General features: G+C 68.4%; 17 protein-coding genes and 1 pseudogene. 10 read left to right on the top strand and 8 right to left on the bottom strand.

Annotated features, from left to right (window positions below; all coding sequences use genetic code 11):
- Positions 1-39 precede the first annotated feature (39 nt).
- Complete coding sequence (purH, locus tag WI697_RS00095; RefSeq protein ID WP_296713121.1) at positions 40-1623, bottom strand: bifunctional phosphoribosylaminoimidazolecarboxamide formyltransferase/IMP cyclohydrolase; 1584 nt, start codon at positions 1621-1623, stop codon at positions 40-42.
- A 107-nt stretch (positions 1624-1730) separates the two neighbouring features.
- A complete protein-coding gene (locus WI697_RS00090) occupies positions 1731-2759 on the bottom strand; it encodes a lysylphosphatidylglycerol synthase transmembrane domain-containing protein (protein WP_345957001.1) in 1029 nt (342 codons plus the stop codon).
- 110 nt (positions 2760-2869) lie between these two features.
- Between WI697_RS00090 and WI697_RS00085 the strand changes: the two genes are divergently transcribed.
- Complete coding sequence (locus tag WI697_RS00085; RefSeq protein ID WP_345957000.1) at positions 2870-3517, top strand: SOS response-associated peptidase family protein; 648 nt, start codon at positions 2870-2872, stop codon at positions 3515-3517.
- A 56-nt stretch (positions 3518-3573) separates the two neighbouring features.
- On the opposite strand, the pseudogene WI697_RS00080 reads toward WI697_RS00085, so the two are convergent.
- Both WI697_RS00080 and WI697_RS00075 read right to left on the bottom strand, forming a co-directional pair.
- Positions 3574-4092: pseudogene (locus WI697_RS00080) on the bottom strand (adenylate/guanylate cyclase domain-containing protein); the annotation flags it as partial.
- A 523-nt stretch (positions 4093-4615) separates the two neighbouring features.
- Positions 4616-5335, bottom strand: a complete 720-nt coding sequence (locus WI697_RS00075; RefSeq protein ID WP_014746632.1) for a Bax inhibitor-1/YccA family protein — start codon at positions 5333-5335, stop codon at positions 4616-4618.
- A 274-nt stretch (positions 5336-5609) separates the two neighbouring features.
- Here WI697_RS00075 and WI697_RS00070 point away from each other — a divergent pair, with 274 nt between their 5' ends.
- The 7 genes from WI697_RS00070 (at position 5610) to pqqE (ending at position 10824) form a co-directional block, all read left to right on the top strand.
- Positions 5610-6164: an invasion associated locus B family protein gene (locus WI697_RS00070; RefSeq protein ID WP_014746631.1), complete on the top strand. Its 555-nt coding sequence runs from the start codon at positions 5610-5612 to the stop codon at positions 6162-6164.
- Between the two features lie 66 nt (positions 6165-6230).
- The gene (gene rlmN / locus WI697_RS00065) at positions 6231-7496 is read left to right on the top strand and encodes a 23S rRNA (adenine(2503)-C(2))-methyltransferase RlmN (protein WP_062769555.1); all 1266 of its coding nucleotides are present in this window, start codon (positions 6231-6233) and stop codon (positions 7494-7496) included.
- Positions 7497-7620: 124 nt separating this feature from the next.
- Positions 7621-7746 (top strand): pyrroloquinoline quinone precursor peptide PqqA, encoded by a 126-nt coding sequence (gene pqqA, locus WI697_RS00060; RefSeq protein WP_014746629.1) that lies wholly within the window; start codon positions 7621-7623, stop codon positions 7744-7746.
- Between the two features lie 6 nt (positions 7747-7752).
- Complete coding sequence (gene pqqB / locus WI697_RS00055) at positions 7753-8664, top strand: pyrroloquinoline quinone biosynthesis protein PqqB (RefSeq protein WP_345956999.1); 912 nt, start codon at positions 7753-7755, stop codon at positions 8662-8664.
- Between the two features lie 17 nt (positions 8665-8681).
- Positions 8682-9455 carry a pyrroloquinoline-quinone synthase PqqC gene (pqqC, locus tag WI697_RS00050; RefSeq protein WP_345957284.1) on the top strand — a complete coding sequence of 258 codons (774 nt, stop codon included), beginning with the start codon at positions 8682-8684 and terminating at the stop codon, positions 9453-9455.
- Positions 9452-9742 carry a pyrroloquinoline quinone biosynthesis peptide chaperone PqqD gene (gene pqqD, locus WI697_RS00045; RefSeq protein ID WP_345956998.1) on the top strand — a complete coding sequence of 97 codons (291 nt, stop codon included), beginning with the start codon at positions 9452-9454 and terminating at the stop codon, positions 9740-9742. The genes pqqC and pqqD overlap by 4 nt, the downstream gene beginning before the upstream one ends.
- Positions 9739-10824 carry a pyrroloquinoline quinone biosynthesis protein PqqE gene (pqqE, locus tag WI697_RS00040; protein ID WP_345956997.1) on the top strand — a complete coding sequence of 362 codons (1086 nt, stop codon included), beginning with the start codon at positions 9739-9741 and terminating at the stop codon, positions 10822-10824. Before pqqD ends, pqqE begins: the two co-directional genes overlap by 4 nt.
- A 4-nt stretch (positions 10825-10828) precedes the next feature.
- Here pqqE and WI697_RS00035 read toward each other — a convergent pair whose 3' ends face one another.
- Both WI697_RS00035 and WI697_RS00030 read right to left on the bottom strand, forming a co-directional pair.
- The gene (locus tag WI697_RS00035; RefSeq protein WP_345956996.1) at positions 10829-11731 is read right to left on the bottom strand and encodes an MBL fold metallo-hydrolase; all 903 of its coding nucleotides are present in this window, start codon (positions 11729-11731) and stop codon (positions 10829-10831) included.
- 5 nt (positions 11732-11736) lie between these two features.
- Positions 11737-12429: a glutathione S-transferase family protein gene (locus tag WI697_RS00030; RefSeq protein ID WP_345956995.1), complete on the bottom strand. Its 693-nt coding sequence runs from the start codon at positions 12427-12429 to the stop codon at positions 11737-11739.
- 197 nt (positions 12430-12626) lie between these two features.
- On the opposite strand from WI697_RS00030, the gene WI697_RS00025 reads away from it, so the two are divergent.
- Both WI697_RS00025 and WI697_RS00020 read left to right on the top strand, forming a co-directional pair.
- The gene (locus WI697_RS00025; protein ID WP_345956994.1) at positions 12627-13916 is read left to right on the top strand and encodes an adenylate/guanylate cyclase domain-containing protein; all 1290 of its coding nucleotides are present in this window, start codon (positions 12627-12629) and stop codon (positions 13914-13916) included.
- Between the two features lie 361 nt (positions 13917-14277).
- Complete coding sequence (locus WI697_RS00020) at positions 14278-15240, top strand: NAD-dependent epimerase/dehydratase family protein (protein ID WP_345956993.1); 963 nt, start codon at positions 14278-14280, stop codon at positions 15238-15240.
- A 529-nt stretch (positions 15241-15769) separates the two neighbouring features.
- Here the strand turns inward: WI697_RS00020 and WI697_RS00015 are convergent.
- Positions 15770-16675, bottom strand: a complete 906-nt coding sequence (locus WI697_RS00015) for a hypothetical protein (protein WP_345956992.1) — start codon at positions 16673-16675, stop codon at positions 15770-15772.
- Complete coding sequence (locus WI697_RS00010; protein WP_345956991.1) at positions 16675-17358, bottom strand: hypothetical protein; 684 nt, start codon at positions 17356-17358, stop codon at positions 16675-16677. The genes WI697_RS00015 and WI697_RS00010 overlap by 1 nt, the downstream gene beginning before the upstream one ends.
- Positions 17359-17808 lie beyond the last annotated feature (450 nt).

Genomic DNA, 17808 nt, shown 5'->3' with positions numbered 1-17808 from the left:
GGGCCGGGGCCGTCGATCGGGCAGGTCTGCCCCGTCCGGTCAGTGCCGGAAGTGCCGCATGCCGGTGAAGACCATGGCCAGCCCGTGCTCGTCGGCGGCCTTGATCACCTCTTCGTCGCGCACCGAACCGCCCGGCTGGATCACCGCGGTGGCACCGGCGGCGGCCGCCGCCAGCAGGCCGTCGGCGAAGGGGAAGAAGGCGTCGGAGGCGACGACCGAGCCCTCGGTCAGCCGGCCGGTGCGGCCCAGCGCCTGGGCGGCATCCTCGGATTTGCGGGCGGCGATACGGGCGCTGTCGACACGGCTCATCTGGCCGGCACCGATGCCGACGGTGGCGCCGTTCTTCACATAGACGATCGCGTTCGACTTGACGTGCTTGCAGACCCGGAAGGCCATCAGCAGGTCGTCGAGTTCCTGTTCGGTCGGGGCACGCTTCGTCACCACCTTCAGGTCGGCGCGGGCGATGCGGCCGGAATCGCGGGTCTGGACCAGCAGGCCGCCGGCGATCGAGCGCACAGCAAGGCCGGGCGCCGCCGGATCGGGCAGCGCGCCGGCTTCCAGCACGCGCAGGTTCTTCTTGGCCGCGAACACCTTGCGGGCGGCCTCGGTCACCTCGGGGGCGATGATCACTTCTGTGAAGATCTTCGCGATCTCGATCGCCACCGCCTCGTCCAGCGGCCGGTTGACCGCGACGATGCCGCCGAAGGCCGACACCGGGTCGCAGGCCAGCGCCGCCTCGTAGGCGGACTTGAGATCAGCACCCTCGGCGACGCCGCAGGGGTTGGCGTGCTTGATGATCGCCACGGCCGGCCGGTCGAATTCGGCGACCAGTTCATAGGCCGCGTCCGTGTCGTTCAGGTTGTTGTAGGACAGCTCCTTGCCCTGAAGCTGGGCGGCCGAGGTCACACCCGGGCGCGCCTCGCCAGTGACGTAGAAGGCGGCCTGCTGATGCGGGTTCTCGCCATAGCGCAGCACCTGGCCACGGGCGCCGCCGACCGTCAGCCGCTCGGGCAGGGTGTCTTCGGCCTGTCCGGCGAACCAGCTGCCGATGGCGGTGTCGTAGGCGGCCGTGCGGCGATAGGCGCGGCCGGCAAGTGCCCGGCGCAGCTCGGGGGTGGTGGCCCCGCCATTGGCCTGCATCTCGGCCGTCACCGCCGCATAGTCGGCGGCATCGACCACGACCGTCACCGAATCATGGTTCTTGGCCGCGGCACGGATCAGGGCCGGGCCGCCGATGTCGATGTTCTCGATCACGTCATCCCAGCCCGCACCCGAAGCGACGGTCGCCTCGAAGGGGTAGAGGTTCACGACCACCAGATCGATATTGCCGATGCCGTGCGCGGCCATGGCCTCGCGATGGCTTTCCAGGTCGCGGCGGCCCAGAATGCCGCCATGGACCTTGGGATGCAGGGTCTTCACCCGGCCGTCCAGCATCTCGGGGAAGCCGGTCATGTCGGCGACGTCGAGGACCGGCAGGCCGGCCTCGCGCAGCAGCTTGGCCGAGCCGCCGGTGGAGACGATCTCGACGCCGCTTTCCACCAGGAAACGGGCGAAATCGACCAGACCGGTCTTGTCGGACACCGAGATCAGGGCGCGCGAAATGCGGTTGCCGGCGGGTGCCATCCGAGGGGCCTCCGTTCGATGCATCAAGGGCTTGGGATACGCCAACAGGCGAATGGCCGGGGCTATAGCAGGAAATCGCCCGCGGCGCCAGACGGGCGGCACGCAGGTCAGTCGCCCGCCGGAAGCAACCAGGCCGCCAATCCGGCGATGCCGGCGGCAAGCAGCATCAACCCGAAGGCGATCGAGACGGCGAAGGCATCGGCCGCAGACAGGCCGGCAAGCGGCAGCAGGGCGACGGCGGCGCCTTCGCGCACACCCCAGCCGGCAATGGCGATCGGCAGGGTGGCGGCGGTGGCGAGCAGGATGCCGAGGGCGATGCCCGCCAGCGGGTCGAGATCCAGACCCAGTGCCCGGGCTACCGCCCAGAAGGCGAGGCCGGTGAGGGCGTGAACGAAAAGTGTCGGCGCCAGCAGCCGCCAGGCGAGGCGGGGGCGCCGCCCCAGCCGGGCGAGATCATCGAGGATCCGCCCCGCCCCGGCAGCCAGCCGGGCCTTGCGGGTGGTGGCGGAGGGGCCCGGTTGCCTGGTGGGCCGGCGCCGGGCAAGCAGGGCTGCCGCCAGCACCGGGGCAAGGCCGATCACCGCAGCCGCAACCGGCAGCAGACCCAGTTCGGGGGCGGCTTCGGCATGAACGCCGATCCGGGGCAGAAGGGCGAGGGCGGCAGCGGCCGCGATCGCGAGCCCCGTCAACCCCGCGGCGCGGTCGAGCACGACACCCGAGACCAGCGCCGTCATCGGCCGGTCCGGACGGCGGATCAGGGCGAGCCGGGCCGCATCGGTGCCGATCGAGGCGGGCAGCGCCTGGCCCAGCCCGTTGGCGACCAGCAGCGCCCGAAGCGCCGTGCGGGTGCGCAGACGGATGCCGGTGGCACGGGCGGCCCGCCGCCAGCGATGGGCCGCCACGACGGTCTGTACCAGCACGATGGCGATCGCAAGCGCGATCCAGCCGGGTTCCGCCGCCGTCAGCCGGCTGGCGACGGCACGGCCGTCGGCATCGGGCAGGGCGATGACCAGCGCTGCGACGGTGACCGCCAGCTTGACGGCAAAGCCGCCCCAGCGCCGCCGACGCGAGGGCCGGGCGGCGGTGGTCGGGCTCTGGGCATCGAGCGCCGGTGGCGGAAGCAGGTCGGCTGTCATCCCGAAGATTATGGAGCAGGCCGGGCCCAAGTCGAGGGGCGGACGGGCTTGCGGCGATGCCGGCCGCCGCCTAGCCTGACCGGCAGATCCGGCGGAAGGGACCGAGACCCATGTGCTCGCGCTATGAACTGACGGTGAATGCGGGGGATCTGGCCGCGGTGCTTTCCCGCCTGCTGGGCCGGTTGCCTCGCCTGCCCGGCGCGCTCGATGCCGCCCTGGGCCTGCAGGCCGTCCGCCCCACCGACCGGGCACCGGTGCTGCTGATCGATGCCGCGGGCGAAGCGGCGGTCGGGCTGGTGCCCTGGGGATGGCCGGCACCCTGGGATGGCAGCCCGCTGTTCAATGCCCGGATCGAACGCCTGGCCGAGGCGCCGAGCTTTCGGCCGCATCTGGGCCGGCGCTGCCTGGTGCCGGCCACGGCCTGGACCGAGGGCCGCGGCCGCGGCCGGGTCAGGATCGGCCGCAGCGATGGCGGCCTGCTGACGATGGCAGGGCTCTATGGCCGGGATGCCGCCGGCAATCCGGCCTTTACGGTCATCACCCGGCCGGCCGTCCCCGCCATTGCCCATATCCATCCGCGCATGCCGGCGCTGATCGATGACGCCGATCAGGCGATGGGCTGGCTGGATCCGGCGACATCCGCCGCAGCGGCGCTCGGCCTGCTTGAGGCGGCCGTGGCGCCGGGCCTGTCGGTTGCGGAGGCGGCCCCTGCGGCTGCCATGCCGGATCTGTTCGGCGGCAGCGCCCCCAGCCCGTAGACCTCCAGCGGCTCGCGCCGGCCGCGGATATCGATGGAGCCCAGGGGGCGCATGGGTATCGGAGACGGGATCTGCAGGCGCCGGACCAGATCGGCACTCGCCACGGCCTCTTCGCCGGTCGCGCGGGCATGATCGACCAGCCGGGCCGTCACGTTCACCGCATCGCCGATGAGCACGATTTCCTGGCGGATGTCGCCCAGTTCGCCCACGGCGACCCGGCCGCAATGGAGAGCCGCGCGCCAGGCCGGGACCGTGCCGTAGGTGCGCTCGTAATGGGCCGCATGCTGGGCGATGACTGCCTCGGCGAGCTGGAGCAGACGGAAGCAGCCCGCATTGCGCGCGGCACGCTCCATGGGCCAGGTGACGATGATCTCGTCACCGACATAGCGATAGATCTGGCCGCCGGTTTCCAGGATCGGTTCCGAGAGATCGGCATAGAAGCGGTTCAGGAAATCAAGGAAGCGTAGCGCCCCGATCTGCTCGGCGATGGCGGTGGATCCGCGGATGTCGAGGAAGAGGATGACCCGGTCCTCTTCGCGCGGATGGTGATAGCGCCCGGTCAGAAACTGAACCATCACATCCGGGCCCAGAATGCGCCGGATCTGGAAGATCAGGTTCATCAGCAGTGAGATCGCGATGGCGAAGGCGAAGCTCTCGTCCGAGATGACGCCCAGCAGGCCCTCGGCCTTTTCGGCGTCGTCGAACAGCACCGCACCGGTATGAAGACCGAACAGGATCGAGGTGAGATAGATCCCGCTGCTGATCAGCACGGTGACGGCGGCGCGCTGGCGCCGCACGAACCGGCCGATCGCCGCCGTCGACAGCCAGGTCTCCCAGAGGCCGATCGGCAGCACGATCAGCAGGCCGGTGGCCGCGCCGCGCAGCTGGGCATCCAGATCCGCGCCGTAGTTGAGGCTGTAGAGAAGGCCGTCGATCAGGCCGATCGCCAGGATCACCAGGAAGATCCGGATGCGGAAACGCTCGCGATGGGTGAGGGTCATCGGGTACCGGGTGCGGCGGTGCAGGGGGCAGACAGAAGAAGAGCCCGCCTCAAGGAGAGGCGGGCCCGATCATAGCACGGATCAGCGATCCCGAGCGTCAGTTGCGCTGGCTGCCCATGAACTGCAGCAGCAGCATGAACAGGTTCAGGAAGTCGAGATAGAGCCGGAGCGCGCCCATGACCTTGAGCTTGCCCGCGGTCTCGTCATCCATGTTCGCCGCATACATCTGCTTGAGCTGCTGGGTGTCGTAGGCGGTGAGGCCGGCGAAGATCAGCACGCCCGCCACCGAGACCACGAACTGCAGCATGGTGGAGCCGATGAACAGGTTCACCAGGCTGGCGAGGATGATGCCGATCAGCCCCATGATCAGGAAGGAACCGAGGCCCGACAGCGAGCGCTTGGTGGTATAGCCGTAGAGGCTGAGGCCGCCGAAGGCCGCTGCGGTCACGAAGAAGGTCCGCGCGATGCTGGAGCCGGTATAGACCATGAAGATGGTCGACAGCGACAGCCCCACCGAGGCCGCGTAGAGCCAGTAGAGGATCTGGGTCGTGGTCTTGCTGAACCGGTTGATGCCGGCCGACAGCGCCAGCACGAAGCCCAGCGGTGCCAGAATGGCGACCCAGCGGAAGCCGGTGCCCATGATCGCCATATAGACATCCGGCGAGCTTGCCACCGCAATGGCGACGATGCCCGTCAGCGCCAGCGCCGAGGCCATATAGTTGTAGATGCCGAGCATATAGGTGCGCAGCCCGGCATCGAAGGCCACCGCCCTCGACGCCGCCCCCGCGTCGTATGCCCTGCGGGTGTCGTAGGCCATGTGCCGCATCCTTGAAAACGTTTATGGGCCTGTGCGATAACCCCCGTGGCCGGGGGTCCGCTGCAAATATGGCCGGGCCCGGCCGGCCGATCAAGGGAGGCGGCCCTCCCGATCCGTGGCAACATCCGGACCCGTGCTTGAAATCCGGCCCCGTCGGGACCAGTCTTTCCGGGTCCGGCCGGCGGCTTCGGCGATATGTATCGGGGCCGCCCCCGCGTCGCACTGCCTTTTCCCCTGCCCCGCTTCGGTGGACCCACCAACCTCCGGTGATCCGATGAACCGTCCGTCCGCTTCCGCCTTTCGCCGTCTTGCCATGGCCGCCGTCGTGGCGGCCGTGGGTCTTGTCGCCCTGCCCGCGACCGGCGTCGCGCCGGCCCAGGCGCAGGAAATCAGCCTGCTTGGTACCTTCGGCGACTGGACGGCGTTCAAGTCCGGCTCGGGCAAGGCCGTGTCCTGCTGGATCGCGAGCGCGCCCAAGCAGCGCCAGGGCGAGGTGAAGGGCCGCGGCGATGCCCGGGTGATGGTCAACCGTCGCAACAGCGGCGGCCGGATGGTCACCGAGGTCAGCGTCTTCGCAGGCTACGCCTACAAGCCCGGCAGCGAGGTGGCCGTGACCATTGGCGGCAACAATTTCTCGCTGTTCACCGACGGCGAAACCGCCTGGGCCCGCGATGCCGATACCGACCGCAAGCTTCTGGACGCCATGCGCGCCGGCGCCAACATGGTCGTGAAGGGCACCGCCCGCGAGGGCAGTGTCTCCACCACCGACACCTACAGCCTGAGCGGCGTGACCGCCGGCATGAGCGAAATCGCCAAATGCGGCAGCTGACGCCCGCCTGCGGCAGCTGATCCCGGCTGCCGCTGTCCGACACCTCCAACCCTGGCAGACCTTTCCATGACCATCGTCGTCCAGCCGGTGCCCGAGGGCACCACCGCCACCGCAGCGCTCCGGCGCCCGGGTGCGGCCGAAAAGATCGCGCAGACCACCGCCCCGGTCACGCTGGTGCCCGGCGACGGCCGGCGCACGCTGATCGGGCTGGACCGCCAGGAACTGGAAGCCGAGATGGCGGCCCTGGGCGAGAAGCCGTTCCGGGCCAAGCAGCTCTGGCACTGGATGTATTTCCGCGGCGCCCGCGACTTCGACGACATGACCAATGTGCCGAAGGCGTTCCGGGCGAAGCTGGCCGAGCATTTCGTCATCGGCCGGCCCGAGATCACCACCGACCAGCTGTCGAGCGACGGCACGGCCAAGTGGCTGCTGCGTTTCGCCGACGGCCGCGAGGTGGAAACGGTGCACATCCCCGATGACGGCCGCGGCGCGCTCTGCGTCTCGTCGCAGGTGGGCTGCACCCTGACCTGCAAGTTCTGCCATACCGGCACCCAGACCTGGGTGCGCAACCTGTCGGCTGCCGAGATCACCGCCCAGATGCTGGTCGCCCGCGACCGGCTGGGCGAATGGCCGACGCCGACCGATGCCAACCGGCTGATCTCGAACATCGTCCTGATGGGCATGGGAGAGCCGCTGTACAATTTCGATGCGGTCGCCAAGGCGATGCGCATCGTGATGGACGGCGAGGGCGTGGCGCTGTCGCGGCGCCGGATCACCCTTTCCACCTCGGGCGTGGTGCCGATGATGCAGCGCTGCGGCGAGGAGCTGGGGGTCAATCTGGCGGTGTCGCTGCATGCGGTGACCGATGATGTCCGCGACGTGCTGGTGCCGATCAACCGGAAATACCCGATCGCCGAGCTGATGGAGGCCTGCCGGACCTATCCGGCCGCCAGCAATGCCCGGCGGATCACCTTTGAATACGTCATGCTGAAGGGCGTGAACGACAGCCTGGCCGATGCCCGCGAGCTGGTCCGCCTGCTCGACGGCATTCCGGCCAAGGTCAATCTGATCCCGTTCAACCCCTGGCCGGGCTCCACCTTCGAATGCTCGTCCTGGACCCAGATCCGCAATTTCGCGACCTATCTGAACGATCAGGGCTATTCCTCGCCGGTGCGCACGCCCCGTGGCCGCGACATTCTGGCCGCCTGCGGCCAGCTGAAATCGGCCAGCGAGCGGGCCCGCAAGAGTCGCGAAACCGTCGCGGCCCCCGAGCCCGAGGTGATGGACGCGGCCGAGCGCGAGGCAATGGCGGCGGCGCTCGCCCTGCATTGAGGGCGGCTTTGGGGACGGCTTCGGGGAACCCGCCCGGCTTTCCGCAGGTTGGGGGTGTCGACGGCGCATGGCGGCTCCATATGGAGTCGGGTGGGCCACACACCTCTCGCGGAGATCCTGCATCATGAACTGGACCACACCCCAGATCGTCGAGACCCGGATCGGCATGGAGATCAACGGCTACATGCCGGCCGATTTCATCACCCCGGAAGACGCGACCGACGCGGAGACCACCGGCGCCGAAGGCTGACGGCGGGTGCGGATCCTCGTGCTCGGTGCCGCGGCGGGTGGCGGCTTCCCGCAATGGAACTGCCGCTGCCCGGTCTGTGCGCTGGCCTGGGCGGGCGATCCGCGGGTGCGGCCGCGCACCCAGTCCAGTCTGGCGCTCTCGGGCGATGACGGCCGGTCCTGGGTGTTGCTCAACGCCTCGCCCGATCTTCGGACCCAGATCCTGGCGACGCCGGCCCTTCATCCGGCGGAGGGGGCCCGGCACAGCCCGATTGCCGAGGTGGTGCTCGCCAATGGCGATGTCGACCATACGGCTGGTCTGCTGAGCCTGCGCGAGCGACAGCCCTTTCGCCTGCATGCGGCCCGGGCCACGCTGGACATCCTGGCCGCCAACCGGATCTTCGACGTGCTGGCCGAGGGTATCGTGGCGCGGCAGCCGCTGCCCCTCGACCGGCCGGTCGATCTGGCGGGCGGGCTGACGATGACGGCCTTTCCCGCCCCGGGCAAGGTGCCGCTCTATATGGAAAGCGGTACGGTCGATCCGGCGGAGACGGTGGTCGAAGACGGCCGGGTGCTGGGCTTCGTGTTCGAAGCCGGCGGCCGGCGGGCCGTGTGCCTGCCCAATTGCGCCGCGGTCGCGCCCGCGGTGCTGGCGCGTGTGCGGGGGGCGGATGTGCTGGTCTTCGACGGCACCACCTTCACCGACGACGAGATGCCGCGGCTCGGCCTGTCGCCGAAGACGGCCGCGCGCATGGGGCATCTGGCGATCGACGGGCCCCGGGGCTCGCTGGCCGGCCTTGCCGATATCCGCGTCGGCCGACGGATCTATGTCCACATCAACAACACCAACCCGATCCTGATCGAGGGCGGGCCCGAGCGCCGCCTGGTCGAAGCGGCGGGCTGGGAGGTCGCCCATGACGGTATGGAGATCGTGCTGTGAACGACCCGCTGCCCCGGATCGATGCCCCGCTGACGCCTGACGGGCTGGAGGCGGTGCTGCGCGAGGTGGGACGGCGGCGATATCACGACCGCCATCCCTTCCATCGCCGCCTGCATGGTGGCGGCTGCACGCGCGCCGAGGTCCAGGCCTGGGCGCTGAACCGGTATCTTTATCAGGCGGCAATCCCGCGCAAGGACGCCACCATCCTGGCCCGGATGGAGGATCCGGCGCTGCGCCGGGCCTGGCGGCAGCGGATCATCGATCATGACGGCGAGGCGGAGGGCGAGGGCGGTATCGCCCGCTGGCTGCATCTCACCGATGCGCTGGGGCTGGACCGGGCATTGGTCATCTCAGGGCGGGCCGCCCTGCCGGCGACGCATTTTGCAGTCGAGGCCTATGTGCAGTTCTGCGCCACCCGGCCGCTGCTCGATGCGATCGCCTCGTCGTTGACCGAGCTCTTTTCCCCGCAGGTGATCGGCGAACGGGTGAGCGGCATGCTTGCCCATTACGACTTCGTCGACGACCGCGCGCTCGCCTATTTCACCGCCCGGCCGCCCCAGGCGGAGCGCGACGTGGTCTTCGCCCTCGACCATGTCCGCCGCCATGCCACCACCCTGGAAACCCAGCGGGCGGTGGTCGAGGCATTGATCTTCAAGACCGGCGTGCTCTGGGCGCAGCTCGATGCGCTCTGGCACGGCTATGTCACCGGTCAGCTGCCGCCCGGCGCCTGGAATCCGGACGCCCGGGATCCCGAGGGGCGCGGGCCCGATGCCGACCGGGTGTGGACATGAACGGTGTCGAACTGCCCGATCCGTCCGCACGGCCGCGCCTGGCCCGCGGCGTTCGGCTGCGCCAGGACCCGGTGCGCGACCGCATCATTCTTCTGGCGCCGGAAAGCGTGATCGAGGCCAATCCGAGCGCGCTGGCGGTGCTGAAGGCCTGCACCGGCGAGGTCACCATCGCCGCCATGGCCGCGGATCTGGCCGGCCGCTTCGGTGCCGACCCGGCCCGGGTGGAGGCCGATATCCGGGCGCTGATCGCCGATCTGGTCCGGCGGCGCCTGGTGGTGCTGGCATGACCGGCGAGGCGGGTTCGACCGATGATCGCCTGGCGCCACCCCTGGGTCTGCTTGCGGAGCTGACCCATCGCTGCCCGCTGGCCTGCCCCTATTGTTCGAACCCGCTGGCGCTGGAGCGTCGCGCCGATGAACTGAAGACGGCCGACTGGTGCCGGGTCTTCGATCAGGCGGCGGCCCTGGGCGTCCTGCAGCTGCATCTTTCGGGCGGCGAGCCGGCGGCGCGGCCCGATCTGGTCGATCTGGTGGCCCATGCCGCCCGTGCCGGGCTCTACACCAATCTCATCACCTCGGGGCTGGGGCTGCCGGCTGCGCGGATCGACGCACTGGCGGCGGCCGGGCTCGACCATGTTCAGCTCTCGATCCAGGATGCCGACGATCCCTCGGCCGACCGGATCGCCGGCCGGCAGGGCGCGGCCCGGACCAAGCGGCGGGTTGCGGCCGATGTGGTGGCGGCCGGCCTGCCGCTGACCGTCAATCTTGTGGTCCACCGGGCCAATCTGCCCCGGCTGGCGGAGATGATCGCGCTGGCCCGCGAGATGGGGGCCGGGCGGGTGGAGATCGCCCATGCCCAGTATCACGGCTGGGCGGCGGTGAACCGGGCGGCGCTTCTGCCCGACCGGCAGGCGGCGCTGGATGCCGTCCGGCTGGTGGAGCGGCTGGCGCCCGGGGCCGGCATCGCCGTCGACCATGTCGTTCCCGACCAGTTCGCCGACACGCCCAAGCCCTGTATGGGCGGCTGGGGGCGGCGGGTGATCAATCTGACGCCGTCGGGCCGGGCGCTGCCCTGCCACGCCGCCGAAACCATTCCGGGGCTGACATTCTGGTCGGTGCGCGACCATGCGCTCGACCGGATCTGGGCGGAGTCTCCCGCCTTCCGGCGTTTCCGCGGCACGGCCTGGATGCCGGAACCCTGCCGATCCTGCGACCGCCGTTCGGTGGATTTCGGCGGCTGCCGGTGCCAGGCCCTGGCGCTGACCGGCGATGCCGCCGCCACCGATCCGGTCTGCCACCGCTCGCCGCATCACCACCGGGTGGCGCCGCCGCCACGGCCGGTGGAGAGCTATGTCTATCGGGGGCGGTGACCCCTCAGACCCGCCGCCAGACCGCCTCCAGCCCCGGCGCGCCATTCGCGGTCACCAGACCGCGGTCATGCATGTGCAGCAGATGGGCCAGCACCGAACGGGCGGCAGCCGGATGCAGCCGGGGGTCGACCGCGGCATAGATCTCCCGCACCATCCCCATGATGCCGGCAGGGCCCAGCGCCAGCCGGTCCAGGATCTGGGTCTCGCGTTCGGCGCGATGGGCGATGAAGGCCCGGACATGGGCATGGGCATCGGTGATCGCCGGCCCGTGGGTCGGCCAGTAGACCGTCTCGGGCCGGTCGAGCAGCCTGGTCAGGCTGCGCAGATAGCTGCCCATCTCGCCGTCGGGCGGGGCAATCACGCTGGTCGACCAGCCCATGACATGGTCGCCCGAAAACAGGATCCCGGCCTCTTTCCAGGCGAAGCAGAGATGGTTGGAGGTGTGGCCGGGGGTATGCACCGCCTCGATCGTCCAGCCGTCGCCCGCAATGACATCGCCGTCGGCCAGGCGATGGTCGGGGTCGAAGTCCAGATCGCCCCCCTCTTCGACCCGCGCTCCGCCGTCGTCCCGGCCGGCGCCATGGGGACCGTATCCCCAGCTCCGGGCCCCGGTTGCGGCCTTCAGCAGGGCGGCGGCGGGGGAGTGGTCGGTATGGGTGTGGGTCACCAGGATGTGGCTGACCGTCTCGTCCCCCAGCCCGTCGAGCAGGGCATCGACATGGGCGGCGATGCGCGGCCCCGGATCGATCACCGCCACCCGGCCCCGTCCGACCACATAGGTGCCGGTGCCATAATAGGTGAAGGCCGAGGGATTGCGGGCGACGATCCGGCGCAGGCCCGGCGCCACCTCTTCCAGGCGGCCGTAATCGAAGCTCATCTCGCGGACATAGGGGATGTCGACGGCCATCCGGCTCAACCTTTCAGGGGCGCGCGGAGGTCGGTGAGCACGGTGCCGGTCGCGGCGATATCGGCCTCGTGTGCGGCATCGCGCCAGGGTTCGGCCAGGCCTGCGGCATACCAGTCGGCCATGGCCGGCTGGGCGAGCAGGTGACGGGCGTAGACATCGGCCGCACCGCCCGGAACCAGACCGTAGCTCTGAAGGCGGAAGGCCACGGGGGCGAAGAAGGCATCGACGGCGCTGAACCGGTTGCCGGCGAGGAAGGGGCCGCCGAACCGGCCGAGACCCTCGGCCCAGAGTTCCGCCAGCCGGGCCAGATCGCGGGCCAGCGCCGGGGGATGGTCACGAAGCCTGACCCGCACCCCCACCGCCATGGGGCAGCGGTTGCGCAGGGTGGAGAAGCCGGCATGCATTTCAGCTGCGGCGGCGCGCGCCCAGGCACGGGCGGCCGGATCGGCCGGCCAGACGCCGGCATGACGTTCGGCCAGGAATTCGACGATGGCGAGCGATTCCCAGACCACGATGTCGCCGGCTTCCAGGCAGGGAACGGTGCCGGTGGGAGAGAAGGCCCGGAAGCGGTGCCAGTTCATCGCGCCGTCGAAGGGGGTGAGCACCTCTTCGAAGGGGATGTTCAGCGTCCGCATCAGCACCCAGGGGCGGAGCGACCAGGATGAATAGTGCTTGTTGGCGATGTGCAGACGATACATGGGGGGCGGTATCTCCTGATCGGGGCGGCGCCACATGATGCGGCCGAAACGTGGTCGCTGTCGACGGGGACGGTCTCACCCTTGGCCCCGAAACCGGCTCGCCCTAAGCTCGGAGCGCGACAAGGCTGCGCGGGGGACGAGGGATGAGGTTCGGATGGGTACGCCGGCCGTCGGGAAACATGCCGGCGCGGTTGCAGATGGCGATCGCCGAGGCCGAGGCCGGGGCCGAACGTCTGGTCGGCTGGGCGCAGGTCGGCATCATCCTGCTCTTCGGCACGCTTTATCTGGCCAGCCCCAAGGCAGGGGGCTCGGACCTCATGTTCATGCCGGTGCCCTGGGCGCTGGGCATCTACACCGTCTTCACCGTCATCCGGCTGAAGCTCGCCTATCTGGGGCCGCTGCCGGGCTGGTATCTGGCCCTGTCGGTGGTGGCCGACATGGCGCTGCTGATCGGGCTGATCTGGAGCTTCCACATCCAGTACCACCAGCCCGCCGCCTTCTATCTGAAGGCGCCGACCTTCATCTATGTGTTTATCTTCATCGCGCTGCGCTGCCTGCGCTTCGAGCCGCGCTATGTGCTGCTGGCGGGGATGGCGGCTGCAGGCGGCTGGCTGGCGCTGCTGTTCTATGCCCTCTGGGAGGGCGGCGGCATGGGGGTGATCACCCGCGACTATGTCGCCTATATGAGCGGGCCGCTGGTTCTGATCGGCGCCGAGATCGACAAGATCGTGGTCATCCTGGTGGTGACGGTGGTGCTGGCGGCCGGTCTCGCCCGGGCGCGGGCCCTGCTGGTGCGTGCCGAGGAAGAGGGTGCGGCCCGGGCCTCGCTCGCCCGGTTCTTCGCACCCGACGTCGCCCGGCGCATCGCCGAGACCGGGCTGGCGATGACCCCGGGTTCGGGGGCCGAGCGCGAGGCGACGATCATGATGATCGATATCCGCGGCTTCACCCGGATGAGCGAGCGGCTGGCGCCGGATGCGCTGATGAGCCTGCTGGCCGAATACCAGGCCCGGCTGGTGCCGGTGATCCAGGCCGAGGGCGGTGCCATCGACAAGTTTCTGGGCGACGGCATCATGGCGACCTTCGGCGCCGTCGCGCCCGACCCGGCCCATGGCGCCCGGGCGATGGCGGCGGCCACCGCCGTGCTGGATGCGGTGGCCCGCTGGAACGAGGCCCGCCGGCTGGGCGGGCTGGATGCGGTCGCGATCGGCATCGGCATTGCCGGAGGCCGGGTGGTCTTCGGTGCGGTCGGCGATGAAAGCCGGCTGGAACTGACCGTGATCGGCGCCCCGGTCAACCTGGCGGCCAAGATCGAGAAGCACACCCGCAAGGCCGGTGTCGCCGCCCTGGCCGAGGCGGCGGTGGTCGATGCCGCGGAAGCGGCCGGCTGGCGGGCCGGGCCGGGCTTCGGCCTCCGGTGGCTTGGCGCGCAGCCCGTGGATGGGGTCGATGGAGTCATGATAATGGTGGCTCTCGCCAGGCAATAGGCTCCGGACTCATCACACCCAGACGCGGTCGATCTGCACCGGCTCTTCGTGCGACAGCCGGAGAAGCCGAGATACGGTGTTCCTCATGGTCGTACGTCATCGGAGTCCCATGATGATTCCCTCATGCGAGGTTGATCCGGTCCTGATCCAGGAGGCCATGTAACCCCTGAAGACATGTTCAGGAGAACGCGGTCCGGTTGCATATGGCCGGTGTCTTCGGCGGCAGACCGAACTCAGGCGGCCTATTTCGGTCATGTTGGTGGCCGAGCTTGCGTGCTATCTTGTTGCAGGGCTGGAGAGGTCGCTCCCACTAAGGGGGACGCGCGCCAGCCTGCTCGGAATAAGTCATTGAGGACGGCTGATGCGTGAAGTGATTTTGGTGTTTGGCGGTGCGGGTTTCATCGGCACTCACCTTCTCCGTAAGCTTGCAGCAACAACTGATGCGCGGTTGGTGTCTGCAGATCATCGTCAGCCGAAATCTCCTGTCGACGGCGTTGAGTATCACGTGGTCGATGTGCGTGATCTCTCCGGATTTAAAATTGAAGGCCCAATTCGCAAGATCTTTAATTTTACGGCCGTTCATACAACGCCTGGTCATGAGGCCCATGAATATTATGAAACTAATGTCTTGGGTGCCACGGAAGTGACGGCGTTCGCGCGCCGGCATGGCGTTCGGAACCTCATATTTACCAGCTCAATTTCAGTTTATGGAGCGAGCGAAGAGACAAAATCAGAGACAACGCCTCCTAATCCCAACTCAGCCTATGGCGCGTCGAAAGTTCTGGCTGAACGCATTCATCAGGCGTGGCTGGATGAGGCGGAGGATCGGCGGCTTGTCATTGTACGTCCTGGTGTCATCTTTGGCAAAGGAGAGGGCGGTAATTTTACCCGTCTTGCCGCTCTTTTGAGGCGTGGATTTTTTGTATATCCGGGCCGCAAAGACACTATTAAGGCCTGTTTTTATGTGGGGGATCTGGTCGATGCCATGCTGGCGGTGGATGCTCTCGGAGAGCGCTTTGTGCGCTTTAATGGCGTCTATCCAGATCGTTATACCATCGAGCAGATTATCGAGGCGTTTCGTCGTAAGCACTTTCCGCGTGCTAAGACCTACCTTGTACCACGTGGAGTTTTGATGAGCATTGCGGCCGTACTGCGTCCATTCTCCGCCATTGGTCTGGGGATCCATCCCGACCGTGTGATGAAGCTGGTACGCTCTACAGATATCGTGCCGACTTGGTTGGAAAGTCGGGGAATGGCGCAAAGTGGCCGTCTTGAGGCTGCCCTGGACGCCTGGGCGGAAGACTCTGGAGGCACGTTCCGCTGACACCAGACGAAGATCCGGTAACCAGGCCAGGTGCTGGCGCAGAAAACGTCGGTTGCCGCGACCGGTTAGCGCTCTGGTGCTGAATGGCCCGTTTCATGGCGTCGTTACAGATCGATAGTCAGGCGGGCCGTAGGCTCGGCGGGTCACCGAAAGGTTGCTGTTCGTAAGGCCAGAGATCGGACTTGAATGGATGATCCTGAGCTTTCGGAAGTGCCTGCCCGATGATTCGTCCTGTTACTCCGCTGCCACGCCGCCTAGCGGGCGCTCTCGTGATCAATGGGCTGTTGTTCCTGTCATGGCCGGCGGGTGCGGCGGAGGATCCGGGCCGGCGTGACGCAGCGCTGGAAGAGGCCATCGGCACCGCCGATGCACGAGGGCGCCGGGCCGAGGCGGTCGATCTGTCGCGCGAGCTGGTGGTGCTCAGGACCGGGGTAGTTGGGGCGGATGCGACGGCGACGCTCGCCGCGCGGCCTGACACTCTCCATCATGCTGGAACAGGCCGGTGTGCCCGAACAGACCTGGGCCGCATTCACGCTGATCGCGAACTGACCGGAGGCGTCCTGGCGAGTTCGGCGAGCAGGCAGGCGGCCGCGAACGGCACCAGCGCCAGCGCAGCGCCAAGCCCGCCGACGATCCGGGTTGCACCGGTACCGGTCAGCAGCGGCCAGGCCGCACTCGTGACCAGCAGAGCGCCCAGTACCATGCAGATCCGGCAGGCGCCGGTCCCCAGATGCCGGGCTGCCCGGGCGATCGCCGCGAAGCCGGCTTCGGTTTCGGGGGCCGGCTCGGCGAGATGGCCGGATGCCGTGCAGCCCCTGGCAAGACGGCGCATGTCCAGGATCGCCATGCTGCCCGCAAGAATGATCAGGGCCGTCACGCCTGTGCGGCCCATCATTTCAGCCGAATACATCGATGCGGCCAGCGCCATGATCGTCACGGCCGGCAGCAGACGCCGCCCGATGACGCGGCCCGGCGAGCCCGATATCACGGGCGATCGCGGCATGGCGACGGCCGGGTCGCGGAGCAGAGACAGTGTGAAGGTCGTATACAATGCCAGAGCGACGGCGATCGTGTGGCTGTCGACGTTTATCCAGGCACCGGGCAGCGGAGAGACGAGCGAGCCCCCCAGAAGTGTCATGGTGATGCTGAACAGAGTGAGGTTCAGGACGATCGCCAGAGGCCGCCCCGGCCGCTGATGGCCCGGGTGAGCGCGCATCGCGGGCAATTGGCTGAGGAGCGCCGCATAGCCGAGGACGGCCACCAGTGTGACGCCGTACACCTGTCTGAGCGCGGCAATGTCAAGAAGCCCCGCACTCAGCCAGTCGCCGATCCCGGTGATGACGACCGTGCCGGCGACGAGACCGGCAAGCAGCCAGTTTTTGCCGGCGCCCGCCCGATCGACGGCATGAATGCGCGCAATGACGGTCGTGATCATCAGGAACTCCGGTTGTTGGCGCGATGACGGATGCCGTGCGACAGAGCGACTGCGATCGAGGTCACCATCACGCAACCCGCGATCGCGGCGATCCCTCTGGATACAGGCCCTCTGGATACAGGATCGGCTTGGGTGGGAAGTGCTGCCAGCATCAGAAGCGCGGTCAGGACCGACAGGATGATCGCCAGCACGCGTGTGGTGGGATTGCCGCTGATGCGGCTGAGGCATTCCGGCCAGGCCCCGCTGATCGCGAAGCTATGGGCCATGAGCATTGCACCCCATACCGTCACCACCAGCAGCAGCGGGAGGGCGAAGCGAGAGCCCGTCGTCTCTGGCGGCAGAAGCGCATAACCGGCGAACACAATGGCGAGTGGTGGCAGCAGCAGCGCCGGAGATGCCGCGCCCGGCCGGGCGGCCGGCATGTGAACCGGCCGTGCGCGTGCCGCGCGGAGAAAGACGATCGCGGCATGAACCGGCAGCGTGATCAGCAGGATCAGCATCATGCTGATCCCGTCGAACCAGGGCCGTTCTGCGGCCAATGCGGCGATGCCCCAGGTGATGAGAGCTGCCAGCAGCAGCATGACCGTGCCCAGAGTCCGGCTTCGGCCGACGGGCAGTGCCGGGATGCGGGTCTGCAGGGCGAGGGGCACCGCCAGAGCGGCTGCGACGCCCGTGGCCGCCATCCTCACCCAGATCCGGGCGGCATCAAGTCCGAATGCAGCGCCCAGCCAGTCGGCACCGAAGGCGATGCCCGACGCGCCGGCCAGAACCGCGAGCCACGAAAGCGGCGGTTGGCCATGATATGCGGGCCCTCTGTCGGCGGATCTGTTGCAGGCCACGGGATGTGCCGTCCTTCAGGCAGATGATCCTCCGATTATGCGCTCATGCAGATCAGGTGCACACAGGTTTTGCAGTCCTCCGGCTGATCGCCTTTCCCGGGCCGTCCTGCCGGACCGTCCCAGGGGAATCGGGTGAAAGTTTTTTAAGCAGCGATAAGGCTTGCGAGGAAGTTGTCGTCCCAAGCGGCGACCTTGCGTCGGAGGCGTAGGGAGTCCTTTCCCGGTGCTTGTCGCAGCAGGTTATGAGCCATGTGCTTCAGGGTTGTGAAGTTGGCTGGGGCGTTTTGGGTATGC

Source organism: Tistrella mobilis (assembly GCF_039634785.1).
Lineage (GTDB): Bacteria > Pseudomonadota > Alphaproteobacteria > Tistrellales > Tistrellaceae > Tistrella > Tistrella mobilis.
Note: the sequence above shows the minus strand (reverse complement) of the source record. Positions and strands in the feature narration are given on the sequence as shown.

Excerpts from the sequence above, each read along its gene's own strand:
- WI697_RS00030 (WP_345956995.1), bottom strand. The coding sequence starts at position 12,429 with ATGTATCGTCTGCACATCGCCAACAAGCACTATTCATCCTGGTCGCTC.
- pqqD (WP_345956998.1), top strand. The coding sequence starts at position 9,452 with ATGAACGGTGTCGAACTGCCCGATCCGTCCGCACGGCCGCGCCTGGCC.
- WI697_RS00020 (WP_345956993.1), top strand. The coding sequence starts at position 14,278 with ATGCGTGAAGTGATTTTGGTGTTTGGCGGTGCGGGTTTCATCGGCACT.
- rlmN (WP_062769555.1), top strand. The coding sequence starts at position 6,231 with ATGACCATCGTCGTCCAGCCGGTGCCCGAGGGCACCACCGCCACCGCA.
- WI697_RS00070 (WP_014746631.1), top strand. The coding sequence starts at position 5,610 with ATGAACCGTCCGTCCGCTTCCGCCTTTCGCCGTCTTGCCATGGCCGCC.
- WI697_RS00010 (WP_345956991.1), bottom strand. The coding sequence starts at position 17,358 with ATGGCGGCCACGGGCGTCGCAGCCGCTCTGGCGGTGCCCCTCGCCCTG.
- WI697_RS00035 (WP_345956996.1), bottom strand. The coding sequence starts at position 11,731 with ATGGCCGTCGACATCCCCTATGTCCGCGAGATGAGCTTCGATTACGGC.
- WI697_RS00090 (WP_345957001.1), bottom strand. The coding sequence starts at position 2,759 with ATGACAGCCGACCTGCTTCCGCCACCGGCGCTCGATGCCCAGAGCCCG.
- pqqE (WP_345956997.1), top strand. The coding sequence starts at position 9,739 with ATGACCGGCGAGGCGGGTTCGACCGATGATCGCCTGGCGCCACCCCTG.
- pqqA (WP_014746629.1), top strand. The coding sequence starts at position 7,621 with ATGAACTGGACCACACCCCAGATCGTCGAGACCCGGATCGGCATGGAG.
- WI697_RS00085 (WP_345957000.1), top strand. The coding sequence starts at position 2,870 with ATGTGCTCGCGCTATGAACTGACGGTGAATGCGGGGGATCTGGCCGCG.
- WI697_RS00015 (WP_345956992.1), bottom strand. The coding sequence starts at position 16,675 with ATGATCACGACCGTCATTGCGCGCATTCATGCCGTCGATCGGGCGGGC.
- purH (WP_296713121.1), bottom strand. The coding sequence starts at position 1,623 with ATGGCACCCGCCGGCAACCGCATTTCGCGCGCCCTGATCTCGGTGTCC.
- WI697_RS00025 (WP_345956994.1), top strand. The coding sequence starts at position 12,627 with ATGGCGATCGCCGAGGCCGAGGCCGGGGCCGAACGTCTGGTCGGCTGG.
- WI697_RS00075 (WP_014746632.1), bottom strand. The coding sequence starts at position 5,335 with ATGGCCTACGACACCCGCAGGGCATACGACGCGGGGGCGGCGTCGAGG.